Source organism: Shewanella sp. 10N.286.48.B5 (assembly GCF_002874355.2).
GTDB lineage: Bacteria > Pseudomonadota > Gammaproteobacteria > Enterobacterales > Shewanellaceae > Shewanella.
Genome location: NZ_MCVG02000001.1, coordinates 403,866 through 424,244 on the forward strand (window position 1 = coordinate 403,866; position 20,379 = coordinate 424,244).

At 36.7% G+C, this 20,379-nt stretch carries 14 protein-coding genes; 12 read left to right on the forward strand and 2 right to left on the reverse strand.

Annotated elements, in window-relative coordinates; translation table 11 throughout:
- Positions 1-1,032: 1,032 nt before the first annotated feature.
- Both BCU57_RS01735 and BCU57_RS01740 read right to left on the reverse strand, forming a co-directional pair.
- Positions 1,033-1,197, reverse strand: coding sequence for a hypothetical protein (locus BCU57_RS01735; protein WP_133149383.1), 165 nt, complete (start codon positions 1,195-1,197; stop codon positions 1,033-1,035).
- A gap of 13 nt (positions 1,198-1,210) precedes the next feature.
- The gene (locus tag BCU57_RS01740) at positions 1,211-1,465 is read right to left on the reverse strand and encodes a hypothetical protein (protein WP_102439748.1); all 255 of its coding nucleotides are present in this window, start codon (positions 1,463-1,465) and stop codon (positions 1,211-1,213) included.
- 129 nt (positions 1,466-1,594) lie between these two features.
- Here BCU57_RS01740 and BCU57_RS01745 point away from each other — a divergent pair, with 129 nt between their 5' ends.
- The 12 genes from BCU57_RS01745 to BCU57_RS01800 all read left to right on the forward strand — a co-directional run bounded on the left by BCU57_RS01745 (position 1,595) and on the right by BCU57_RS01800 (position 20,313).
- Complete coding sequence (locus BCU57_RS01745) at positions 1,595-2,464, forward strand: WYL domain-containing protein (protein WP_102439747.1); 870 nt, start codon at positions 1,595-1,597, stop codon at positions 2,462-2,464.
- Between the two features lie 57 nt (positions 2,465-2,521).
- Positions 2,522-5,029: a type I restriction-modification system subunit M gene (locus BCU57_RS01750; protein ID WP_102439746.1), complete on the forward strand. Its 2,508-nt coding sequence runs from the start codon at positions 2,522-2,524 to the stop codon at positions 5,027-5,029.
- Positions 5,030-5,031: 2 nt separating this feature from the next.
- Entirely contained in the window at positions 5,032-6,351 is a 1,320-nt protein-coding gene (locus BCU57_RS01755) for a restriction endonuclease subunit S (RefSeq protein WP_198589962.1), read from the forward strand.
- Between the two features lies 1 nt (position 6,352).
- Positions 6,353-8,152: a DUF262 domain-containing protein gene (locus BCU57_RS01760; RefSeq protein WP_102439745.1), complete on the forward strand. Its 1,800-nt coding sequence runs from the start codon at positions 6,353-6,355 to the stop codon at positions 8,150-8,152.
- The gene (locus tag BCU57_RS01765; protein ID WP_102439744.1) at positions 8,152-10,278 is read left to right on the forward strand and encodes a DUF262 domain-containing protein; all 2,127 of its coding nucleotides are present in this window, start codon (positions 8,152-8,154) and stop codon (positions 10,276-10,278) included. The genes BCU57_RS01760 and BCU57_RS01765 overlap by 1 nt, the downstream gene beginning before the upstream one ends.
- Complete coding sequence (locus BCU57_RS01770; RefSeq protein WP_102439743.1) at positions 10,278-13,292, forward strand: type I restriction endonuclease subunit R; 3,015 nt, start codon at positions 10,278-10,280, stop codon at positions 13,290-13,292. Before BCU57_RS01765 ends, BCU57_RS01770 begins: the two co-directional genes overlap by 1 nt.
- 60 nt (positions 13,293-13,352) lie before the next feature.
- Positions 13,353-14,513, forward strand: coding sequence for a hypothetical protein (locus BCU57_RS01775; RefSeq protein WP_102439742.1), 1,161 nt, complete (start codon positions 13,353-13,355; stop codon positions 14,511-14,513).
- Entirely contained in the window at positions 14,510-15,040 is a 531-nt protein-coding gene (locus tag BCU57_RS01780; protein WP_102439741.1) for a hypothetical protein, read from the forward strand. The genes BCU57_RS01775 and BCU57_RS01780 overlap by 4 nt, the downstream gene beginning before the upstream one ends.
- A 15-nt stretch (positions 15,041-15,055) precedes the next feature.
- Positions 15,056-15,517, forward strand: a complete 462-nt coding sequence (locus tag BCU57_RS01785) for a hypothetical protein (RefSeq protein ID WP_102439740.1) — start codon at positions 15,056-15,058, stop codon at positions 15,515-15,517.
- A gap of 2 nt (positions 15,518-15,519) precedes the next feature.
- On the forward strand, positions 15,520-18,963 hold the full coding sequence (locus tag BCU57_RS01790) for an AAA domain-containing protein (protein ID WP_102439739.1): 3,444 nt from the start codon (positions 15,520-15,522) through the stop codon (positions 18,961-18,963).
- Between the two features lie 51 nt (positions 18,964-19,014).
- Entirely contained in the window at positions 19,015-19,662 is a 648-nt protein-coding gene (locus tag BCU57_RS01795) for a HEPN domain-containing protein (RefSeq protein WP_102439738.1), read from the forward strand.
- Between the two features lie 279 nt (positions 19,663-19,941).
- Entirely contained in the window at positions 19,942-20,313 is a 372-nt protein-coding gene (locus tag BCU57_RS01800; protein ID WP_102439737.1) for a hypothetical protein, read from the forward strand.
- The last annotated feature ends 66 nt before the right edge of the window (positions 20,314-20,379 follow it).

Sequence of the window (20,379 nt, forward strand, 5' to 3'; positions counted from 1 at the left end):
GGGGTGTTCTATGGCGGCACATAGGCGGCACAACTTTTGGGTGTTTTATAAGTTGTTGATAAAATTAGGTAAAAGAGGTGTTATGGTCTCCCACAAGGACTCGAACCCTTATGTACTATAGAGAATTAAGCCTTCGAGTGAGTGAGTGAGTTAAGCCCGTTGAATATAAAGTTATTTTATATGTCCAAAACGTCATTTCTTAATGCACTTAATGCGATAGTAATAAATTTACTGGTTTATGGTTTATTATTCAATCTCTTTCAGTATGAAAAAACAATCCATTGCAATTGACGAAATAATGTTTAGTGCATGTTTATGCAATCTGAGATAAGAGGCTGAACTGGTTCTTAGATCGAGTAAGTATCAATTGATAACTGGCTCCTCTATTTGATATTGATATGGAACTCGTATCGAAACACTAGATGATAAATTTAGACGCTAGAAAAGCCATTAATAGAAATCATGCAGAGAACTGGTGGTGCGTAATAACCTATTTGGAAGTATTGGAAATTATGTGTGATATTTAAAATGGTTGTTTAAGTCAATTGATGGCCCTCGTATTACTCTGATTTCATTTACTAAAATATGAATATTTGATCTGCCCCTGAAGTTGTTTACTCTCCAAAGGGGTAAGCTAATGGTTGTTAGCTTAACAACCATTAGCTTAAGGTGGTGTCATCGTCTTAGCTACCAAGAAAAGTCAGCTAAAGGTGAATTATTTCTGACTCTCAATTTGAGTGTTTTCTACTAGCAAGTCTCGGTTTAAGATACGACCACAAACCATGAAGAGGAAATTAGAGGTGACGCATAGTTCTCAATAATCTATATGTAATAGAATAGTTTAGTTAACATGTAGGCGTAGGCTAGAAGCTAAGTAACCACTTGTTTTAATAACAATAATACAAGTTCTTTTTGAAAGTATTGGTAACTATCTGGGTTATATAAATTTTCTATTTTAGACAAATAGAGATCCCCCGTATGAGTTTGAATGCGTTCTATATGTTGCTGTTCAAAGACGTCGATTCGATCTGCCTATTGCAGTAACTCTTCTGTACAAAGTGTAGAATTGGCTTTTTTAACATATTTAGCACTGAGGCTCGCTGAACGGTATTGATGGCCGATATTGGCTGCACGAAACAATTCTTCAGCAGTTTTACTGCGCTGTATGTTAGCAGTACACAGAAAGAGGATATTCACCGAAGTTTATTCCTCATGAAAAATCACCCGTCCTCATGCGAATCAGCATGCTCGTCACTTCATCTGCATCTATGGATAATTGTTCAAAAGGTGACTTATTCTGTAAAAATCGTTTGGGATTAATTAACCATTCCTGGCTTACCTGGTCATCAAATTTAAATTGAATCATCAGCTCCTGATAAATATCAAAATGTTCAGCTTTTAGGTGTTCTAATTCAGCAAAATCGGAGTACTTATTGTTGCTTGAAGTTTGGCTTTGTTTAGACATATATTTGAGCTATTAAGTAACATTGATCCTAATCAATACTAAAACATAAAATCTATTTGCTGTCTAACTCATAATGATACATACTATTTCGATTCGAACAAAAAATGTCAATATAATCAGATTTATCGAATGGACGAATTCAGTTTTGCACAGAAGCAGCGTTTAGCTTATATCGATTTTAAGCTCTATTTCACAGGGATGGTTACTCGCAGTGAAATAGTTAGCCATTTCGAGTTAGGCCTTGCCGCAGCAACCAGAGATTTAAAGTTCTACAAAGACAATGCGCCCGAGAATATGGCGTATGACAACGTAGAGAAAAAATACTTTATCACGACTCAATTCAAACCGATATTTAAGCACGATGCTCGTCGAACTCTCGTTAAGTTAGCGCATAACATTAGTGATGGTTTTGATGCAATTGGTGGCACATCATTCCCTATTGAATCACCAAGCCCGTTAAACGTGCCCGATATAGATATCATTGCCAAACTATCTCAATCGATTATCAACCATAAGTCTATTAGCGTCATATACACGTCATTAAGCAGTGGTTCTGGCGCAAGAGAACTTGTGCCTCACTCAATTGTAGATAATGGCTTACGTTGGCATGTAAGAGCGTATGATCGCAAATCAAAGTCATTTAGAGACTTTGTTTTAACTCGAATCACTAAAGTTACTGTTCTAGCACAGACACCATCGCCTGACGAAGAGAAGTTAGAAGATCATCAATGGATGCGAATGGTGCCATTACAAATTATTCCACACCCAAATAACGTAAAGCACCCAAGCGCAATTAAGCTCGATTTTGCGATGGAAAAAGGCATGCTAGAAGTCAACGTGCGTGCAGCAATGGCAGGGTACTTACTAAGACGTTGGAACGTGGATTGTTCTGAAAGCGCCTCACTTTCAGGCCCTGAATACCTACTTTATTTGAAAAATAGCCAGAAACTGGACGGTGCAGAACATCTCGCTATCGCCCCAGGCTATCAACAAAATTAGCAATGAATTTAACCATATTAAATAGAAGCGAGAGACTCGTTTCAACTAGGAATACCCATGGATCACAGCGCACATAACAAACTTATCTCATTTATCTGGTCAATTGCTGACGACTGCCTGCGTGACGTATACGTGCGTGGTAAATACCGTGACGTTATTTTACCTATGGTGGTGTTACGCCGTTTAGATACTTTGCTAGAGCCAACCAAAGCAGAAGTGCTAGCTGAGGTGAAATTTCAAATTGAAGAAATGGAAGCCACAGAGCTTGATGATGCACCCTTAATTGATGCCGCAGGTTATGTGTTTTACAACACCTCTAAATGGACGTTAACTAGCATTAAAGAAACCGCAACCAATAACCGCCAAATTATTTTGGCGAATATTGAAGAATATCTAAACGGTTTTAGCGCCAACGTTAAAGAAATTATCGAATGCTTTAACTTAAAATCTCAATTTCAACACATGGCAGGTAAAGATGTACTGCTTGATGTACTAGAGAAATTTGTCTCTCCATATATCAACTTAACGCCTGACGAAGTTGAAGATCCAGAAGGTAACAAATTACCAGCCTTAAGTAATTTAGGTATGGGTTATGTGTTCGAAGAGTTGATCCGAAAATTTAATGAAGATAATAACGAAGAAGCAGGTGAACATTTTACACCACGTGAAGTTATCGAGTTAATGACTCACCTTGTATTTGACCCAATCAAATCAGACTTACCACTAACATTAACGTGTTATGACCCAGCTTGTGGTAGTGGCGGTATGCTTACCGAAACGCAAAACTTTATTAATGAAAAATACCCAGTAGAAAACACCACTCGTGACATTAACCTCTACGGTAAAGAGATTAACGACGAAACCTACGCTATTTGTAAGTCAGACATGATGATCAAAGGCAATGATCCTAAAAATATCAAAGTTGGTTCAACGCTTTCTACGGATGAATTTGCAGGCGAACGGTTTGATTTTTGTTTATCTAACCCGCCATACGGCAAGAGCTGGGCCAGTGAGCAAAAGCATATTAAAGAAGGCTCAGACGTTATCGACTCACGTTTTCAGGTGGTGTTAAAAGATTACTGGGGCAACTTGCCTAAAGAAGGCTTTGTAGACGCAACCCCACGTTCATCTGATGGGCAATTGCTGTTTCTCATGGAAATGGTTAGCAAGATGAAGTCACCACAATTGCAAGGCACCAGTTCGAGCGCTGCGAATAAGCAATTATTAAGAGGCTCTCGTATTGCTTCTGTACATAACGGTTCCAGTTTATTTACCGGTGATGCTGGCTCAGGTGAGAGTAATATTCGCCGTTACATTATCGAAAACGACATGCTCGATGTCATTGTGCAACTGCCAAACAACCTATTTTACAACACAGGCATCACCACCTATATCTGGCTACTGAACAATAACAAGCCAGCAACACGCCAGGGCAAAGTGCAGCTTATTGATGCCAGCTTATTGTTCCGCAAGTTGCGTAAAAACCTAGGCAATAAAAACTGCGAATTCTCACCCGAGCACATTAGCCAAATCACCCAAAGTTATTTAGATGCCGCCAGTATTGATCGCAAGCTTAACGATCAAGGCGATGTAACAGGCATTGCTGCTAAAGTATTCAATAACGACGACTTCGGTTACTACAAAGTCAACATCGAACGCCCCGACCGTCGTAAAGCTCAATTTAAAGCCGAGTTAATTGAACCGCTGCGTTTTGATAAAACATTGCGTGAGCCTATGGAGCATTTACGTGCTGAATACGGTGATGATGTTTACAAAGCCGATTTCTTTAGCGCTAATGAAAAGGCTAAAGAAAAAGAGATCATTGCCTGGTGTGAAGATAACGACATCAGCCTAAACGCCAAAGCGAAAGCCAAACTGCTATCTAATGATACGTGGGAGAATGGCCGATTACTGGTTGCGCTAGCCAATAAACTGGGTGAAACCATCACGCAAGAGTACAGTGATTTTAATATCTTCAAAAAGGATGTTGAAGCACAGTTTAAAACCATCTCTGACGATGTATTAGCCACCATTAAATCGGGCAAGCGCAAAGCCTTTTGCACCACCGTGATGAATGCCGTTAGCTGGTACGATGAAAGCGCAGAAAAAGTAATCAAAAAAGTGGTGAAGTTCAAACAAGATAAGCTTGATGAGTTATTGCATCATTTAGGTTGCGAGCAAGCTGATTTGGCTGACTTTGGTTATTACTCAACGAGTAACAACAATGAGTTCACTACCTACGAGCCCAATTCTGACTTACGTGATGCCGAATCCGTGCCGCTTACCTACCTTGAAGATAAAGCTGATACAGGCGATTCACAAAACAACAGTGAAATCCATCAATACTTCCTTGATGAAGTTCAGCCACATGTTTCAGAGGCATGGATAAACCTTGATAGCACTAAAATAGGTTACGAAATTAGCTTTAATAAATACTTCTACCAACATAAACCACTGCGTGCCATGGATGAAGTGGCAACTGATATCATCAGTCTTGAGCAAAAAGCCGAAGGGTTAATTGCTGACATACTTGGTGTTGATATCGCTAAAGTACATGGAGCGTAGTGATGGATGAATTAACGATTATGCCTAAATATAAGGCATATAAAAATTCTGGTGAAGATTGGATTGGTGATGTTCCTAGCAATTGGGATGTGGTTCCTATCAGATCAATATTTAAATTCCGCAATGAGAAGAATGATCCGGTTATAACAGATAACATTTTATCACTGTCTATAGCACATGGTGTTACTGAATATTCTGAAGAAGGTCGAGGTGGTAATAAAAGAAAGGATGACCTGTCAGCATACAAAATAGCAAGACCAAATGACATAGTCATGAATAGCATGAACGTTATCGTTGGTGCTGTTGGTTTATCTAAATATTTTGGAGCCATAAGTCCTGTTTACTACGCTTTATATACAGAGAACAAGGGTGCCTATATTCACTATTATGAAAAAGTATTTCAGAATGAGAGCTTTCAAAGAGGGCTATTAAAATTCGGCAAGGGAATTCTGATTAAACTTAGTGGAACAGGAAAACTAAATACTATCAGAATGAAGGTTTCTACTGATGATCTCAAAACATTAAATTTTCCAAAGCCTCCGTACGATGAACAAGTTGCCATAGCTTCCTTTTTAGATAAAAAAACAGCACAAATTGATGAAGCAATTGCCATTAAAGAAAAGCAAATTGAGCTGTTAAAAGAGCGTAAGCAAATCATCATCCAGCAAGCGGTTACGCAAGGTTTGAATTCTGACGTTCGTTTAATAGAGACTGAGTTGAGTTGGGCTCCCAAAATAGCATCTCATTGGTCACTATTGCCAAATAGATTATTTATGGAAATGCGGCGCGTTCCAGTAGGTCATGCGTATAAAAATTACCAATTGCTTTCTTTAACCAAGCAAGGTGTGTTGATTCGTGATTTATCTCAAGGAGCTGGTAAACAATCAGATTTTTTAGAAAGAATGCAGGAAGTTCGTAAAGGCGATTTAATTTTTTGTTTATTCGATGTCGAGGAAACTCCAAGGACTGTAGGGCTTTCAGGGCATTTAGGTATGATAAGTGCCGACTATACAATATTCGAATGTAGTGATGAGCTTACAGGGCGATTTTTAGAGTATTTTTACAAAAATGCCGATGACCAAAAATCACTAAAGCCATTATATAAAGGGTTGCGTAAAAGAATCCCTAAGCCTAGGTTTCTACGAACTAAATGTCCCATGCCACCTAGAAACGAATTGATTAAAATAATCCAGTATTTAGATGCTCAAGAAGTAAAAACAGCTCAATCAATTGAGCTAATTGTGTCCCAAATCGAAAAGCTAAAAGAATACAAAACCACGCTGAACAACAGTGCTGTAACAGGGAAGATAAAGGTAATTTAGGATGAAGGAACTTGTTTTTAATATAGCGGATATTTTTAACAGTAAAACAACGGGGGGGTGTCTGTCTCAGTATGAGGCAACATCATTCCATATCCCTGCGTATCAGCGTGGATATAAATGGGCGACTGGGCCAAATGGCGCTGTTACTGTTTTACTGAATGACTTATGGCATGCATTTGAAAAACAAGAAGACGAATATTACCTGCAATACATCACAGTAAAACCTTTACTGTTAGCGGACCGCAGCAACTATTTAGAAGTGATTGATGGCCAACAAAGGTTAACTACCTTATCTATTTTATTGTCAGTATTAAATCTACTACAAGCAGATTCAACCAATGCTGACAATATTGCCTGCAACAAGCTCGATTATGCAATTAGAGCAAATTTTTTTGATGAGTTTATTTATGCGCAAGAAAAGCTAGCAGAAGTTATAGACACCAATTGGGATGAATTTATTGCGGAGGATATTGAACGGTTAGATCGCCAAGATATTTATTACTTATATGGCGCGGTAAAAGAGTGCGCAAATTTTTTTGTTGATAAACCCAAGCTACTGCATGACTTTAAAGGCTACTTATTTAAACACGTTAAGCTCATTGTTAATTCCGTTGAACAACATATTGTCAGTGAAACCGTTTTTAAAAACTTAAACAGCAATAAAGTACCGCTCTCAGAAGTTGAGCTGATCAAGGCCTTGTTTATAACGCGAGTTGGTCGTGACAAAGTGAAAAGGTCCGACAGCCATTTCCGTGAAGTAATGGAAGTCAGGCTTGGCTTAAGTCGAACATGGGAAGATATTCAACAATGGGCACAAAGTAACGCCATTACCAGTTTCTATTTTGATGATAAAGGCTCTTCATTGCACGAGTTACTTAAACTAACTGCGCTGGTGATGGGGGCAAAGCAAACCGAACTAGTTGGCTCTCAATTAGGTAATCACTCGCTTTTTAATTTCTTTTCTCAACAGCAAAGCACTCAAAATGGTTTTGAATACTTAATTTCAACTCAAGAGCGTTTAAAGGATTGGTTTGATACAGACGAAATATATCACCTCATTGGTTTCTGTCGTTTTGCTAAAAACAGTGAATATAAGCGATTAAGCTTTTTAAAAGAATGTTTAGAATTACCAACTAAAACAGAATTAACCTCATTTTTGCGGAAAAAAAAGTCTGAATTACTTTTTGGAAAAAATGCTGAAAGTGATGATAAAGAAGCTTTAGTCAAAAATTTAAAGTATGGCGACGATGATAAGCAAATTCATGCCGTGCTATTAGCGTTAAGTGTTTTCCCTAAAAATGTTATTAGGCGCTTCGATTTTGACTCATTTAAACGGCAAGAATGGTCATTGGAGCATATTTTCCCGCAAACACCTGAAGGAAAAGGTCACGTTTTAACTGATGATGAAAAACAAAATATTAAACATATTTTGGCCAGTGACGGGGAAGAAAGTGAAGCTATTGAATTATTGCTAAAACAAGCGTCTCGAACTACAGATGAACAAAAAGTGTATGTAGATGCCATACGTAAAAATGGTACGTTAGATAATATCGGCAATATGTGTTTATTAACGGGGGGAGCAAACAGTGCGTTAGGTTGCCTATTTTTTGATGGTAAAAGACAAAAAATTCTAGAGCTTATTCAACGAGGAAATTTTGTACCTAAACATACCTTTGATGTGTTTGCGAAGATGATTGCTGGCTTAGATGTTGATTTAAAGCAATGGTCAAAAAAAGATATTGATGCACATGCACAGTATGTAGCCAGTACAATTTTAAACGATATTAAGGATGATGCGTAATGAGAGCAGGTAAATACAATTATCAGGCTTTGTTTGTTAACAGGTATGTTGAACAACTCATTATTCCAGAGATACAACGCGATTATGTGTGGCAAAAGTCTCAAGTAGTTGGGTTGCTTTCATCTATTGCAGATGACTTTACACGATTCCAACATGCCGATATCCCAGTACTTAGCTCAAATGTTGATAGTGCAGATTCAAAACAGCTTAACGCCGATTTTGCTGACTTTTACCGCCAACGAAACCATTCCTCTAATATAGGTTTTATCTATGCCTATAGCGACCAGCAATATGATGGGCGTTACTTTTTAATTGATGGCCAACAACGCATAACCACTTTGTATTTAGTATTGCTATTACTTGCAGTAAGAACCGGTAATACAACCGACTTTGAAAAGAAGTATTGTATTAAAAGAATGCCAAAGCTCGATTATCGAGTTCGAGATTCTGCTTGCAGTTTTATTCGACAGTTAGTTTCATTTGTTCTAACCAAGCCCTGTGCTGACATAACAGGTGAGATAAAAGAACAGTCTTGGTATTTAAATAGTTATGAAAATGACATTACCGTTAAAAACATAATTAATAACCTTGAAGAGATTACTAATTGGTTAGATGAAAAAGAATTAAACGAGTCTGGATTTTACCTGTATCTAAATAATTTTACTGAATTTTGGTATTTTGACACTAATATCAGTGCCCAAGGTGAAAATCTATATATTTACCTTAATGCTCGTGGCGAGCAAATGCAGGGTAATGAAAATCTTAAAGCAGAGCTTTTAAGCGCTTTAGAAACTACAGAAAGTAAAAATGAAATGGGTGCTGAATGGGAAAACTGGCAAGACTTTTTCTGGCGAATGAAGGCACAAGGTGTCCGCTTTCCTAAAGGAGCTAAGCTCAATGCTGATAAGGGGTTTAATGAGTTTTTAAACTGTGTAGCAGGGCTTAATATCTATTTAGAAGATGAAGCTAATACCTGGGTAGATAAACAAGAAGCGTTAAAGCCCTCACAGAGCATGTTAACCCAAGTACTTTCATTAGATCTTATAGCTAAGTATATAAAGGTATTAACGTTTATTGCAGGTAGCCGGCAAGAAATTTTTGATACTTATAGTAACACCGAGTGGTTTGATAAATACTTATATGACTTTTGGGAAATATTGAATACAAGTACAACTGCATGGATTACTGATTATAAAAATTCTCGTTTTTCAACAGAACACCGAAGAATGGTGTTTGTGTGGGGCATATTACACTGGGTCGATTCTGCTTTGAGTTCTGACAAAGAGCTTAGTACATATCAAATATTTCGCGGTATACGTCAATTTTACCTTAGGTATAAAAATAATGTTCGTTCAGTTACTGGTAGTAACGGCATAAAAAACTCTGTTAAAAATTTACTTGAAACCGGTTATATTTCAGCGAAAGCTGACGATGAAGAATATAAAAAAGAGCGTTGGCTTACGCATATCAGTGAGACGGAAGGCTGGGAAAGTTTAGAATCTATGCTTTGGAAAATTGAAGATCACCCATTCAATGTGGATGGTTCAGATGTTGGCTTAACCAATAGTAGCCATTTGGTTGATTACGATGAGAGCTCAACGCTAGAGAAATTAACCCAAATAAAAAATACGTTTTATAACTGTTTTCCTGCTGACAAATCTAATGACAGCAGTAAGTTCCCGAAAATCCAAAGTTTGTTATTACATTACGGTCAATTTTGGCGACAAAGGACACCTTATTATTACAGTAACTATCAATTTAATGATTGGAGAAACATTGTGCGTTCAGGTACTCCATTTTTAAAAGATAGAGAGTTTAAGGTGTTTTTTGATGAGCTTATGGAAACTGGTTGGTCAGTTGGCCAATTATTGGCTGAAAAAAGAAAGCGGTATATCGAAAGAACGGACGATTCATTATTGAGCCAGCTACTGTGGTACAACAATAACGTAAAAGAAGATATGTGGAATCAAGGGGCCTATATTGCACTTTGTGAATACTATACAGATAACAATGAAGACCAAAAATTTGATGAACGTAAACCATTTCTGAATACAAAAGGCGACTTTAAAGGCGGAAGCCCATGTGAGTTATATACATTACTACCAGAAGATAAATGGAGTACTTAATGGTTAGTAAAACAAACGAACAAGCTTTAGAAGCGGCAATTGAAAAGCACTTAACTGGCACTTGTTTAGAAGAGTTAAAAATAGGAGTGCAAGAAGCTGCGCCTGACTATAACAATTCGATGTATAAACTAGGCTATGCTGCTGACTTTGATACGCATTATGCCTTAGATATGAAGTTCTTTTGGCAGTTTTTACAGAACACCCAAGAGCAAGAGTTAGAAAAACTAAAGAAAACGAGCCCTAATGATTGGGAGCGAAAGGTACTTGAGCGCTTTGATAGACTGATAAAAAAACATGGCATTTTACACTTGCTCAAGAAAGGCTTAAGTGTTGAAGATGCTCATTTAAACCTGATGTATCCAGCACCACTGGCTAGTAGTAGTGACTCTGTTAAACAAAACTTTAATGCCAATGTATTTAGTGCGACTCGCCAACTAAGATATTCAAAAGCTAATCCGTTACAAGAAATTGATATGGTGCTGTTTATTAATGGTATTCCGTTAATAACACTTGAACTAAAAAATGCATGGACCGGGCAAAATGCTCGCTACCATGGTCAAAAGCAATATCGTGAAGACAGGGATGTTTCTCAGTCTTTATTACAGTTTGGTCGTTGTTTAGTGCATATGGCGGTTGATACTGATGAAGTGTATATGACCACCAAGTTAGCCGGGAAAAGTACTTTCTTTTTACCGTTTAACAAAGGCAACAACCACGGTCAGGGCAACCCGCCGAACAAGCATGGTCACAAGACTAGTTACTTATGGGAAGAGGTATTTAGCAAAGCTAGCCTTGCTAACATCATCCAGCACTTTGTTCGCTTAGACGGCACAAGCAAAGATGATTTGAAAAAACGAACCTTGTTCTTTCCACGTTACCATCAGATGGATGTTGTTCGTCGTTTAATTGACCATGCCTCAACTAATGGTGTTGGTCATACGTATTTAATTCAGCATTCTGCTGGTTCAGGTAAGTCGAACTCTATTACTTGGGCTGCGTATCAGTTAATAGAAACGTATCCAGTTAGTGCTGATATTCAAGGAAGTAAAGGGGTTGAACAGCCTTTGTTTGACTCAGTGATTGTTGTTACTGATAGGCGATTACTTGATAAGCAAATTCGAGACAACATTAAAGAATTCTCTGAAGTTAAAAATATTGTTGCTCCAGCGTTTAAATCATCAGAACTAAAGTCTGCTCTAGAGAATGGTAAGAAAATTATTATTACTACCATTCAAAAGTTCCCATTTATTATTGATGGGCTTGCAAACTTAAGTGACAAAAGGTTTGCGGTAGTTATTGATGAGGCTCACAGTTCCCAAGATGGAGATACATCAGGCAAGATGAACGCTGCTATGGGCTTTGTTGAAGACGAAGTTGTTGATAAGGCGCTTCGTAGTATAAAAGCTAGAAAGATGAACCCAAATGCATCTTATTTTGCCTTCACGGCAACCCCAAAAAACTCTACCTTAGAAAAGTTTGGTCAAAAACAAGATGATGGCAGTTTTAAACCATTTCACCTTTACTCAATGAAACAAGCGATTGAAGAAGGTTTTATTCTTGATGTTATTGCTAATTACACAACTTATAGAAGCTATTACGAGATAGAAAAGTCGATACAAGATAATCCTGAGTTTGATACCAAAAAAGCACAAAAACGATTGCGAGCTTTTGTAGAAAGTAGCCAGCAGACAATCGATACAAAAGCTGAAATTATGCTCGAACACTTTATCCCTCAAGTCGTTAATACTAAAAAATTACGGGGAAAAGGCAAAGGCATGGTCGTTACACAAAACATTGTTACGGCGATTCGTTATTACAAAGCTATGAAACGAGTGTTAGAGGAACAAGGTAATCCTTTTAAAATTGCGATAGCATTTTCGGGAACAAAAGAAGTTGATGGTATTGAGTACACTGAAGCTGAAATGAATGGCTTTGCCGAAAGCAAAACTAAAGAAAATTTTGATACTGATGAGTACCGACTATTAGTTGTTGCTAACAAGTATCTTACTGGTTTCGATCAACCAAAGCTTTGTTCTATGTACGTAGATAAAAAGTTAGCGAGTGTGCTTTGTGTGCAAACATTATCTCGCTTAAACCGTTCGGCACCTAAGCTTGGTAAAAAGACTGAGGACTTATTTGTACTTGATTTCTTTAATAGTGTTGATGAAATAAAAACGGCATTTGACCCATTTTACACTTCAACGACTTTATCTGAAGCAACTGATGTAAATGTATTACACGAGCTAAAAGACGCTATGGATGATATTGGTGTTTATGAATGGTACGAGGTTGAAGATTTTGTTAAACGCTATTTTGATAATGAAGATGCACAAACCTTAAGCCCAATAATTGATACTGCGGCAAACCGATTTAATTTTGAATTAGAACTAGAAGATGACGATAAAGTCGATTTTAAGATCAAAGCTAAACAATTTGTGAAAATTTACGGGCAGATGGCTTCAATCATGCCTTATGAAATTGTTGCTTGGGAAAAGCTATTTTGGTTCCTTAAGTTCTTAATTCCAAAGTTAATTGTTAAAGATCCTGATTCAGAAAAACTTGATGCATTGTTAGATTCCGTAGATTTAAGTTCTTACGGCTTACAGCGTGTAAAACTTAATTACGGCATTGGTTTAGATGACGGTGAAACTGAATTAGATCCTCAGAACCCTAACCCTCGCGGTGCTCATGGCGGTGAAGAGGAGAAAGATCCGCTTGATGAAATTATTAGAAACTTCAATGAAAGGTGGTTTCAAGGCTGGAGTGCAACACCAGAAGAGCAGAAGATTAAGTTTATCAACATTGCGGAAAGTGTAAAAAGTCACCCAGATTTTGAGGCTAAATATCAAAATAACCCTGATCCGCATAACCGTGAGTTAGCATTTGAAAAAATGCTGAAAGAAGTGATGCTAGCAAGACGTAAAGATGAACTAGAGCTTTATAAGCTGTTTGCGGGAGATTCAGCATTTAAAGCATCATGGACGCAGAGCATGCAACGTAGCGTTGGCTTGTAATTTATAAAGGATTTAGCATGAAGTTTACTGTAATAAGCTGCTTAAGGTCAGGAGGATTCTGTGTTTAATAACGTATTCGCCGAAACTCTTACCTTCCTTAACAAAGAAGTTAAACAAGATTCTGAAAAAATTAAGACAGAGAGTCAAACCGATGCAGTTATAAAAGTCGATGATGACTCATGCGGCCCTGACGTTGTTAATGTCATGCTTCCTCTCAAACTATATGAAATGTCTATTAAACATAGGGTACTTGCTGAACTTGGTGAATTATCCCATTTCATTTTGAGTGCTATGTCAAAACATGACCTAACAATACAAGATATTGAAGACGTTACAGGATTATCTGAAATTCAAATTAGACCTGTAGTGGATAGAATGAAAGCATTGAAGTTTATAAGTGACTCTGAAAGTGGTTTATCAGAAACAGGAAAAAGAGCTGCCTATATTTTAGAAAATATTCACAATAAGCAAACTCCTTTATATATAGATCAAAATTACGCCTCCCGTAATAATGACTGGTTTATTGCTTTAGAAAGTGAAAACTCTTTAAAGGAGATCTCAAAAAGTTGCTTTATTGTTCCTTTGCCACGAAATGTTCGTTTTAACCCAATTGAAGATTGCTTTAAACAGAGTCAGCGATTCCAAAATAATTACTTTGAGATTCTCCCTAATATTTTGCCTGAATTTAATCAAATTATTGACGATTCTAACGCCATCTGGGAACAAGAATGGGATGTTAGCTTTAGATCTCAAGCACGTGATAAAAGTATGGGAATAACAGTAGATTTAGAACTAAAAAACTTCGCTGAAGCTGAAGAAAAAAGCAATGAAGAAAAAAGCAATGAAGAAACTTTGCGTTTGTACACTGAATTATTGAGATTAAAAGTTAAATTTTCATTACCAGAAGGAATTAACTTTGCAGAGTTTGAAAATGTGAAGCCGAAGAGTTTCATTTATTCTGACAATGATCAAAAAATATACGAGCGTATGAACTTTGAAACCGAAGCTGATGTAGACAAGCGCCTTTATAGCGGAGAGTTTTTTGATGAAAAAGAGAGTGCATTAAACCTTTTAGCTCATTCCATTCCTTTTATTGATGAAGATGCTCAACTTTATTCAAGAGAAAACAGTTTTGATAAAGGGTGGCAGCTTCATGAATATTCTTATGAAGAAGTAATTGGTTCGATCACCAAACCTGGAATCATAAGGATAAAAGCATGAGGGCTATTGATAAACATCCATCACTTGCTGAACACTTATTTAGTGATAATAAAGTTCGTAAATATGGAATGATGATATTCCAGCATGGGGTTAAAGGTGCCGCCAAAAAAGTTAACCCGGCAGCATTATATGTTGATGCAGCTTTATCTGTTATTGAAGCTGTAAATAGTTATTTGAAGTACGCCAAAGAGTGTGAAAAGACTAAACAAATACTATCTGAAAATAGAAGAATTAAATCAGAATTAGATGGGCAACTAAAAATTCTAAAACTGAGGCAGGATACTATTTTAAAAGAAGGTGAAGCACGTATAGAAGAATTGAATCAGCAGGTTCAATTAAATGAGCTGCAAAGATCCAATATGCTTATCGAAGTAAAAAAACATATCCAAATAGCTAAAATAATGCAAAAAAAACTCAAAGAAGAACGCGAAAGTGGCATTAATTTCAAGCAACTACAAGAAGCTCAACAAGCATTAGATCATTTATTAAGAGCATCTCTTATGTTTATAACAAATAATATTGAATAAGTAAGGAAGCAAATAATGAGAAAACCTCAACCAGTTAAAGGCCAATATATACCTAGAAATAAAACTAATTCTCCTCAATCAAACACTAATAAACAACCCGAAGTGGATGTTGGTGAAATGCTTGGTAAGCTTAATGGAGAACAATTAGCTCAATTGGGAAGTGGTGTTATTGAACTAGCTAATAATGGAGTAGATTTAGCTAAGGAGTATCTACGAACAGGACAGGTATTTGCGCAAACACAAGCTGAAATTAAAAAAAATGAAGCAGAAGTAAAGAAGGTCGCTCTACAAGAGGAAACTAAGCAAAAAGAAATAACGCAAAGAGGAAAAGATAATGAGCTAAGTTACTACTCTGATACCAGTAAAGAAGCGAATTCTCATGAGCAAATAATGAAAATTCTAGATCAAGTTGAGAGTGGTCAAGTGCCTTCAGAACAACTTTCAGAGCTTATTCTTTCCGTTAAGTCAGGTTCTTAATTATGTTGCACTTAGCTGTCGGGCTTGGCGTTGTAGTTGCAGCTAGCGCTGTAGCATATTATTTCAATGAAAAAACAAATGATGAATTAGCTAGGCAAGATAGAGCTTATAAAGAACGTGATGATATTTACTCACGTTATGATGCTAAACGCGCTAATCAAGATGAAAATTATAGAGAACAAAGGAAAGCACAAGCTGAGGATTATAAGAGCTTATTACTCAAGGAAATCGATAATCATTTTGAAAAAGTAGCGCCAATAACTAAAGCGTATCAGGAACTATATGATGCGATCATAGTTGAAGTAAATTCAGATACAACAAGTCCTTATAGAAAATCAGCACTACAAAAAGAGTTCTCACGAATTGAAGATGCTCAAATTAGAATTTCAGAATATGCAAAGTATCTAGAGTTTGAAAGAACTAAAGTCAACGAGTTGTGGGGGCAAGGTAGTTACGATTGGCTATTAGAACGACCAATTTCAGATGCATTATTGCCCTTGGAGTGGCTATATCCTGGGAAGTTACTAGTGGTTGAGCTAGAAGACATGGATAAGCCATTAGATAATAGTCGGCATATTTTAAAGTTTTTAGGATTTGATGGTGTAATTGAGCAGCAAAAAGCTCTGGCTTTAAACTATGGAACAGAATTTCCAATACTAATAGTCAAAAATAATCGTAATCAATTTTTTGGATGTGTGGCTCGCGGAATAATTTTTCATGATCATATTCGATTGTCTAAGCCACTAAGTATGACCGTAGATCATTATCGTGGTGGAGCGAAGGAGTATTTATGTACTTTTAATGAGGGTTTAGTTAGGGCGTGTTTACCTCAGCAGTCACTTCTTCAACCTGGGCTACGTTGTGTTCCAGGGCAAAATTTAGATGTATATTTTGAAAGTTATGATGCTATTTTACACTCAAACCCTCTTGGTCCGATACAAAGAAACAAAAAGAAGCCACTCCCGTCTATTACTGAAAAGTCACCATCAATTCTAGGATATGATGATTTTGAGCTGTTTATTGAAGCAGATATTGAGATATTAAATAAAATACCATCGAATAGTTCTTTTTATACTGAGTTTACCCAATGGTCATTGTTAGGCTTTAATATTGATAATGGAGTGATAACATTAGGTAAAGGGGAGATTGAAGTACAGTGTGAACTTTCTGAAAATAATGATGGCTTAGTTATTATTAAAACCTTTGAACACCAGATCCCTCAAGTTGGTATGGATTTACCTTTTGAGTTTATATTACTGTCATCAGATCTTTCAGCTAGTGAACTTTTTGGGTGGTCTTACGGGGTCGAACAACTTTTTTCATTTGCAAGCCAAGCATTTATTAATTCAACAACAGCAAAAGAAAGAGTTCAGCAAGTTGAGTTTTTTAGGCGCTGGGAAAAAGTTGTTGAGTATCAAAAACAACAGGAAAGTATCCGAAGCATTGAGTTTGAAATTATCCCCCAGCGTAATAATGCTGCATTTTATTTACTGAACATTAATAGCTCTTCCATTAAAGATTCACGCCTCAATGATAAATCTATATACCAGTTCATGAGGGAAATAGAAACTTCTGGCTTTTTACAGTTTAACCGTAGTTGCAGATTATTAGTTTGGGATGCGGAGCATGGTAAATACTTACCTGCTGTGGAACATTCAAGATCATATCAAATTGATTATCGCCTTGATAATGGTGATATTGAAATTGAAGCACCTCTTAATAATTTCAAAAAGCTAGATTTTACTCAATCGCAAAAATTTCAATTAGTTGTTCAATTACCTAATGCTCCTCTTCAAAGACAGCAGGTTGCTTTGGATGCACTTTTTGAAGATAGACTTGTTGAGCCTCATTTAAAAGAAATTTTCCTAGCTCCATCTTCTTATATTACCGAACAACATCGTAGTTGGCTTGAAAATGACATAACATGGAGTGGAAGACTTACTGATAGTCAAAAAAATGCTATTAAAGTTGCTCTTTCTGCTAAACATATAGCAATGATTCAGGGACCTCCAGGAACGGGCAAGACAACTACAATTGTAGAAATGTTGTTTCAGTTGTTACAAAAGAATCCGAATCAAAAGATTTTAGTTGTATCACAACAAAATACCGCAGTAGATAATGCTATTACAAAATTTAAAAATGTTTATCCACAGCTTGTAAATTCAAGTGTGAATATAGTTCGGGTAGGTAATCCCGACAAAATCGATGATGATATGGCAGAAGACCATTTCGATTTGATTTTTCAATCTTTCATTGAAAAATGTTTGTCTGATACAACAAGTAGATCTGCTACCTATGCTGTTAATGAAGCTATTGAAGCTATTGAAGCTAATGAAGCTAATGAAGCTAATGAAATAAATATTAAAAAGAGAAAGCTCGATGCCATTTATGAATGGAGAGCTTTGCTGATGCAAATTAAAGATACGGCTCAGAATAGTAAAGTTTCTGATGAGTTCTTTACTACTATGTTGGCGGATAAAAACTTAATAGGTGCAACTTGTGTAGGTTTAGCTGCAAGACATGCTGGTATTGATCACGTTACCTTTGATGTGGCGATAGTAGATGAGGCTGGTCGAGCTACAGTGCCAGAGCTTTTAATTCCTTTGCTTAGATCTCGTAAGACAATACTTATTGGTGACCATCATCAACTCCCACCAAGCATTGCACCTGTTTTACGTGAAGACTCAGCAAAAGATGAAATGGAGTTTCTTAAGGAGACCTTTTTAGAAACAAGCTTTTTTGAGACGTTATTTGAACAATTGCCCGATAAATGTACAGCTTCTTTAGCTGAGCAATTTAGAATGTCTGAGCCTATAGGCGATCTTGTTGCGGAACTCTTTTATACAAAAGAAGGTGTAAGAAAACTCCATAACGGGAATAAAGATCCTCTTGATACAACTGGTTTTGTATCAAAAAAATGTCTTGTTTGGGTCGATGTATGGGGTAAACAGTTTAAGCAACATGGATCAACGAGCCTTGAAAATGAGCTAGAAGCTGAGGCCATTTGTTCCTATCTCAATAAACTATCTAAATCTATCAGCCGTAAAATAGATGTTGCAGTTATCACCCCATATGGTGCCCAAAAAAGATTAATAAGAAAGCTACTAAACTCTAATGGTGGCTCGCAGCAAATTAAGCTAAGAAGCTTAACTATTAAAGTTGACACTGTAGACAGCTTCCAAGGGAGTGAAGCTGAATTAGTTTGTTATTCTACTGTTAGAACGCATGGCTCATTGCAGTTTTTACTTGATAAGAAAAGGCTCAACGTTGCTTGTTCAAGAGCTAAAGAAAATTTGATGTTCTTTGGTAATATACGAGCACTCGAAAGTTGGCAGCCGAAATCTGGCGAAGTTAATCTTTTTAAGGAAATAATAAAAAGGTCACATAAAGAGAAGTTTGTACCAGAACGTATCAAAGTTAAAAGAAGTAAAAAATTGAACGTTTAAAAGCCTTATAGCAAGGTAGATGGTAGAAATGCAGAGTAGGAAAGGAAATTTATGAATTACCAGAAGCTAAAAAACAAACAAAGAGAAGTTAGGGGCGGATTTTCTGAAAATCTCGCTTTAAGGGTACATCGTGCTTTAAGCTGGTTGAATAAGTCTGAGCAATGCAATGAAGATCAAGATAGCCAGTTTATTTTCTTATGGATTGCCTTTAATGCTGCATATGCTCAAGATACAGAGGTTCTGAGACATACTGAATCAGAAGCCTTTTCTAAATTTATTTCTAAATTAATTGATATGGATGAAAATGGAGATTTTTCAAATCTCATTTGGTCGCAGTTTTCTTCCACTATAAGAGTATTATTGGATAATAAGTTTGTATATCAACCATTTTGGGATAATCAGAACGGTAAGATAACTGAACCTGAATGGAAAGAACGCTTCAGTAAAGCGAAATTAGCTGCTAATCATGCTCTTAGCAATACAAATACAGATGTTGTTATTTGTATAGTCTTACAAAGGCTATATACACTAAGAAATCAGATAATTCATGGTGGTGCTACTTGGAATAGTTCTGCTAATAGAGAGCAGATTAGGGACGGTGTAGCTTTTTTGAGTGAATTACTACCTATTATTATAGAGCTCATGATGAACAACCCTGACACACTGTGGGGAGATGCAAACTACCCTTTGATTGCTTAGTAATGCCATTCATTTAACTCTTTCAAAAGTGTACAATTTTTATTTTATTACACCTTTGAATCTATAAGTGTTTTTTTGCGGTTAGAAAGTGTTTTAAATCATTAGGTTATCTAGTTGTTACTTTAGGAAACATGTAAAGGTGTAATACAAGTAACTGTAATAAATGGTTGAAATGGCAGCCTGTGACCACAAAAACAAAGCGGAAGCCCATTAAAAATAAGCTAAAACCTCTTAAGTAACGAATATGCTGTGGATGCTTCGGTACTTTGAGGGTTAGTAGTGCCTGAAGAAAAATCACAATATGAAAAAATACTTAAACGACAAGCTCGCCGTTTAGCTAACTTTACTGAATGCAAATTGAATCAGGCGCAAAGAACCATAGCGATTGATTTCTATGGTTATAAGTCTTTAAAAGACTTAAAACTCAGTTTAGAAAACGGGTTGGCAGCTACGGATACAATCAAACTTCTTGAGTTTGATGAAAGCTATGAATGTTTGATAAGTCTTCAGCGTAACTGGGAAAACATTAATGCGGCTTTTGATGAGGTTGACTACCTTGCATGCTTTGACCGTATCGAGGTTATTGCTTGTATCCTAAATATGAAGCCTAGTGAGTTTGAAAACATCATAAATCCAAGCAAAAAAAGATAAACTATATTTTTAAATGCGTATAGTATACGTATCAAGGCTGTCGGGCAGCCTGCGCCTACCTAGTTT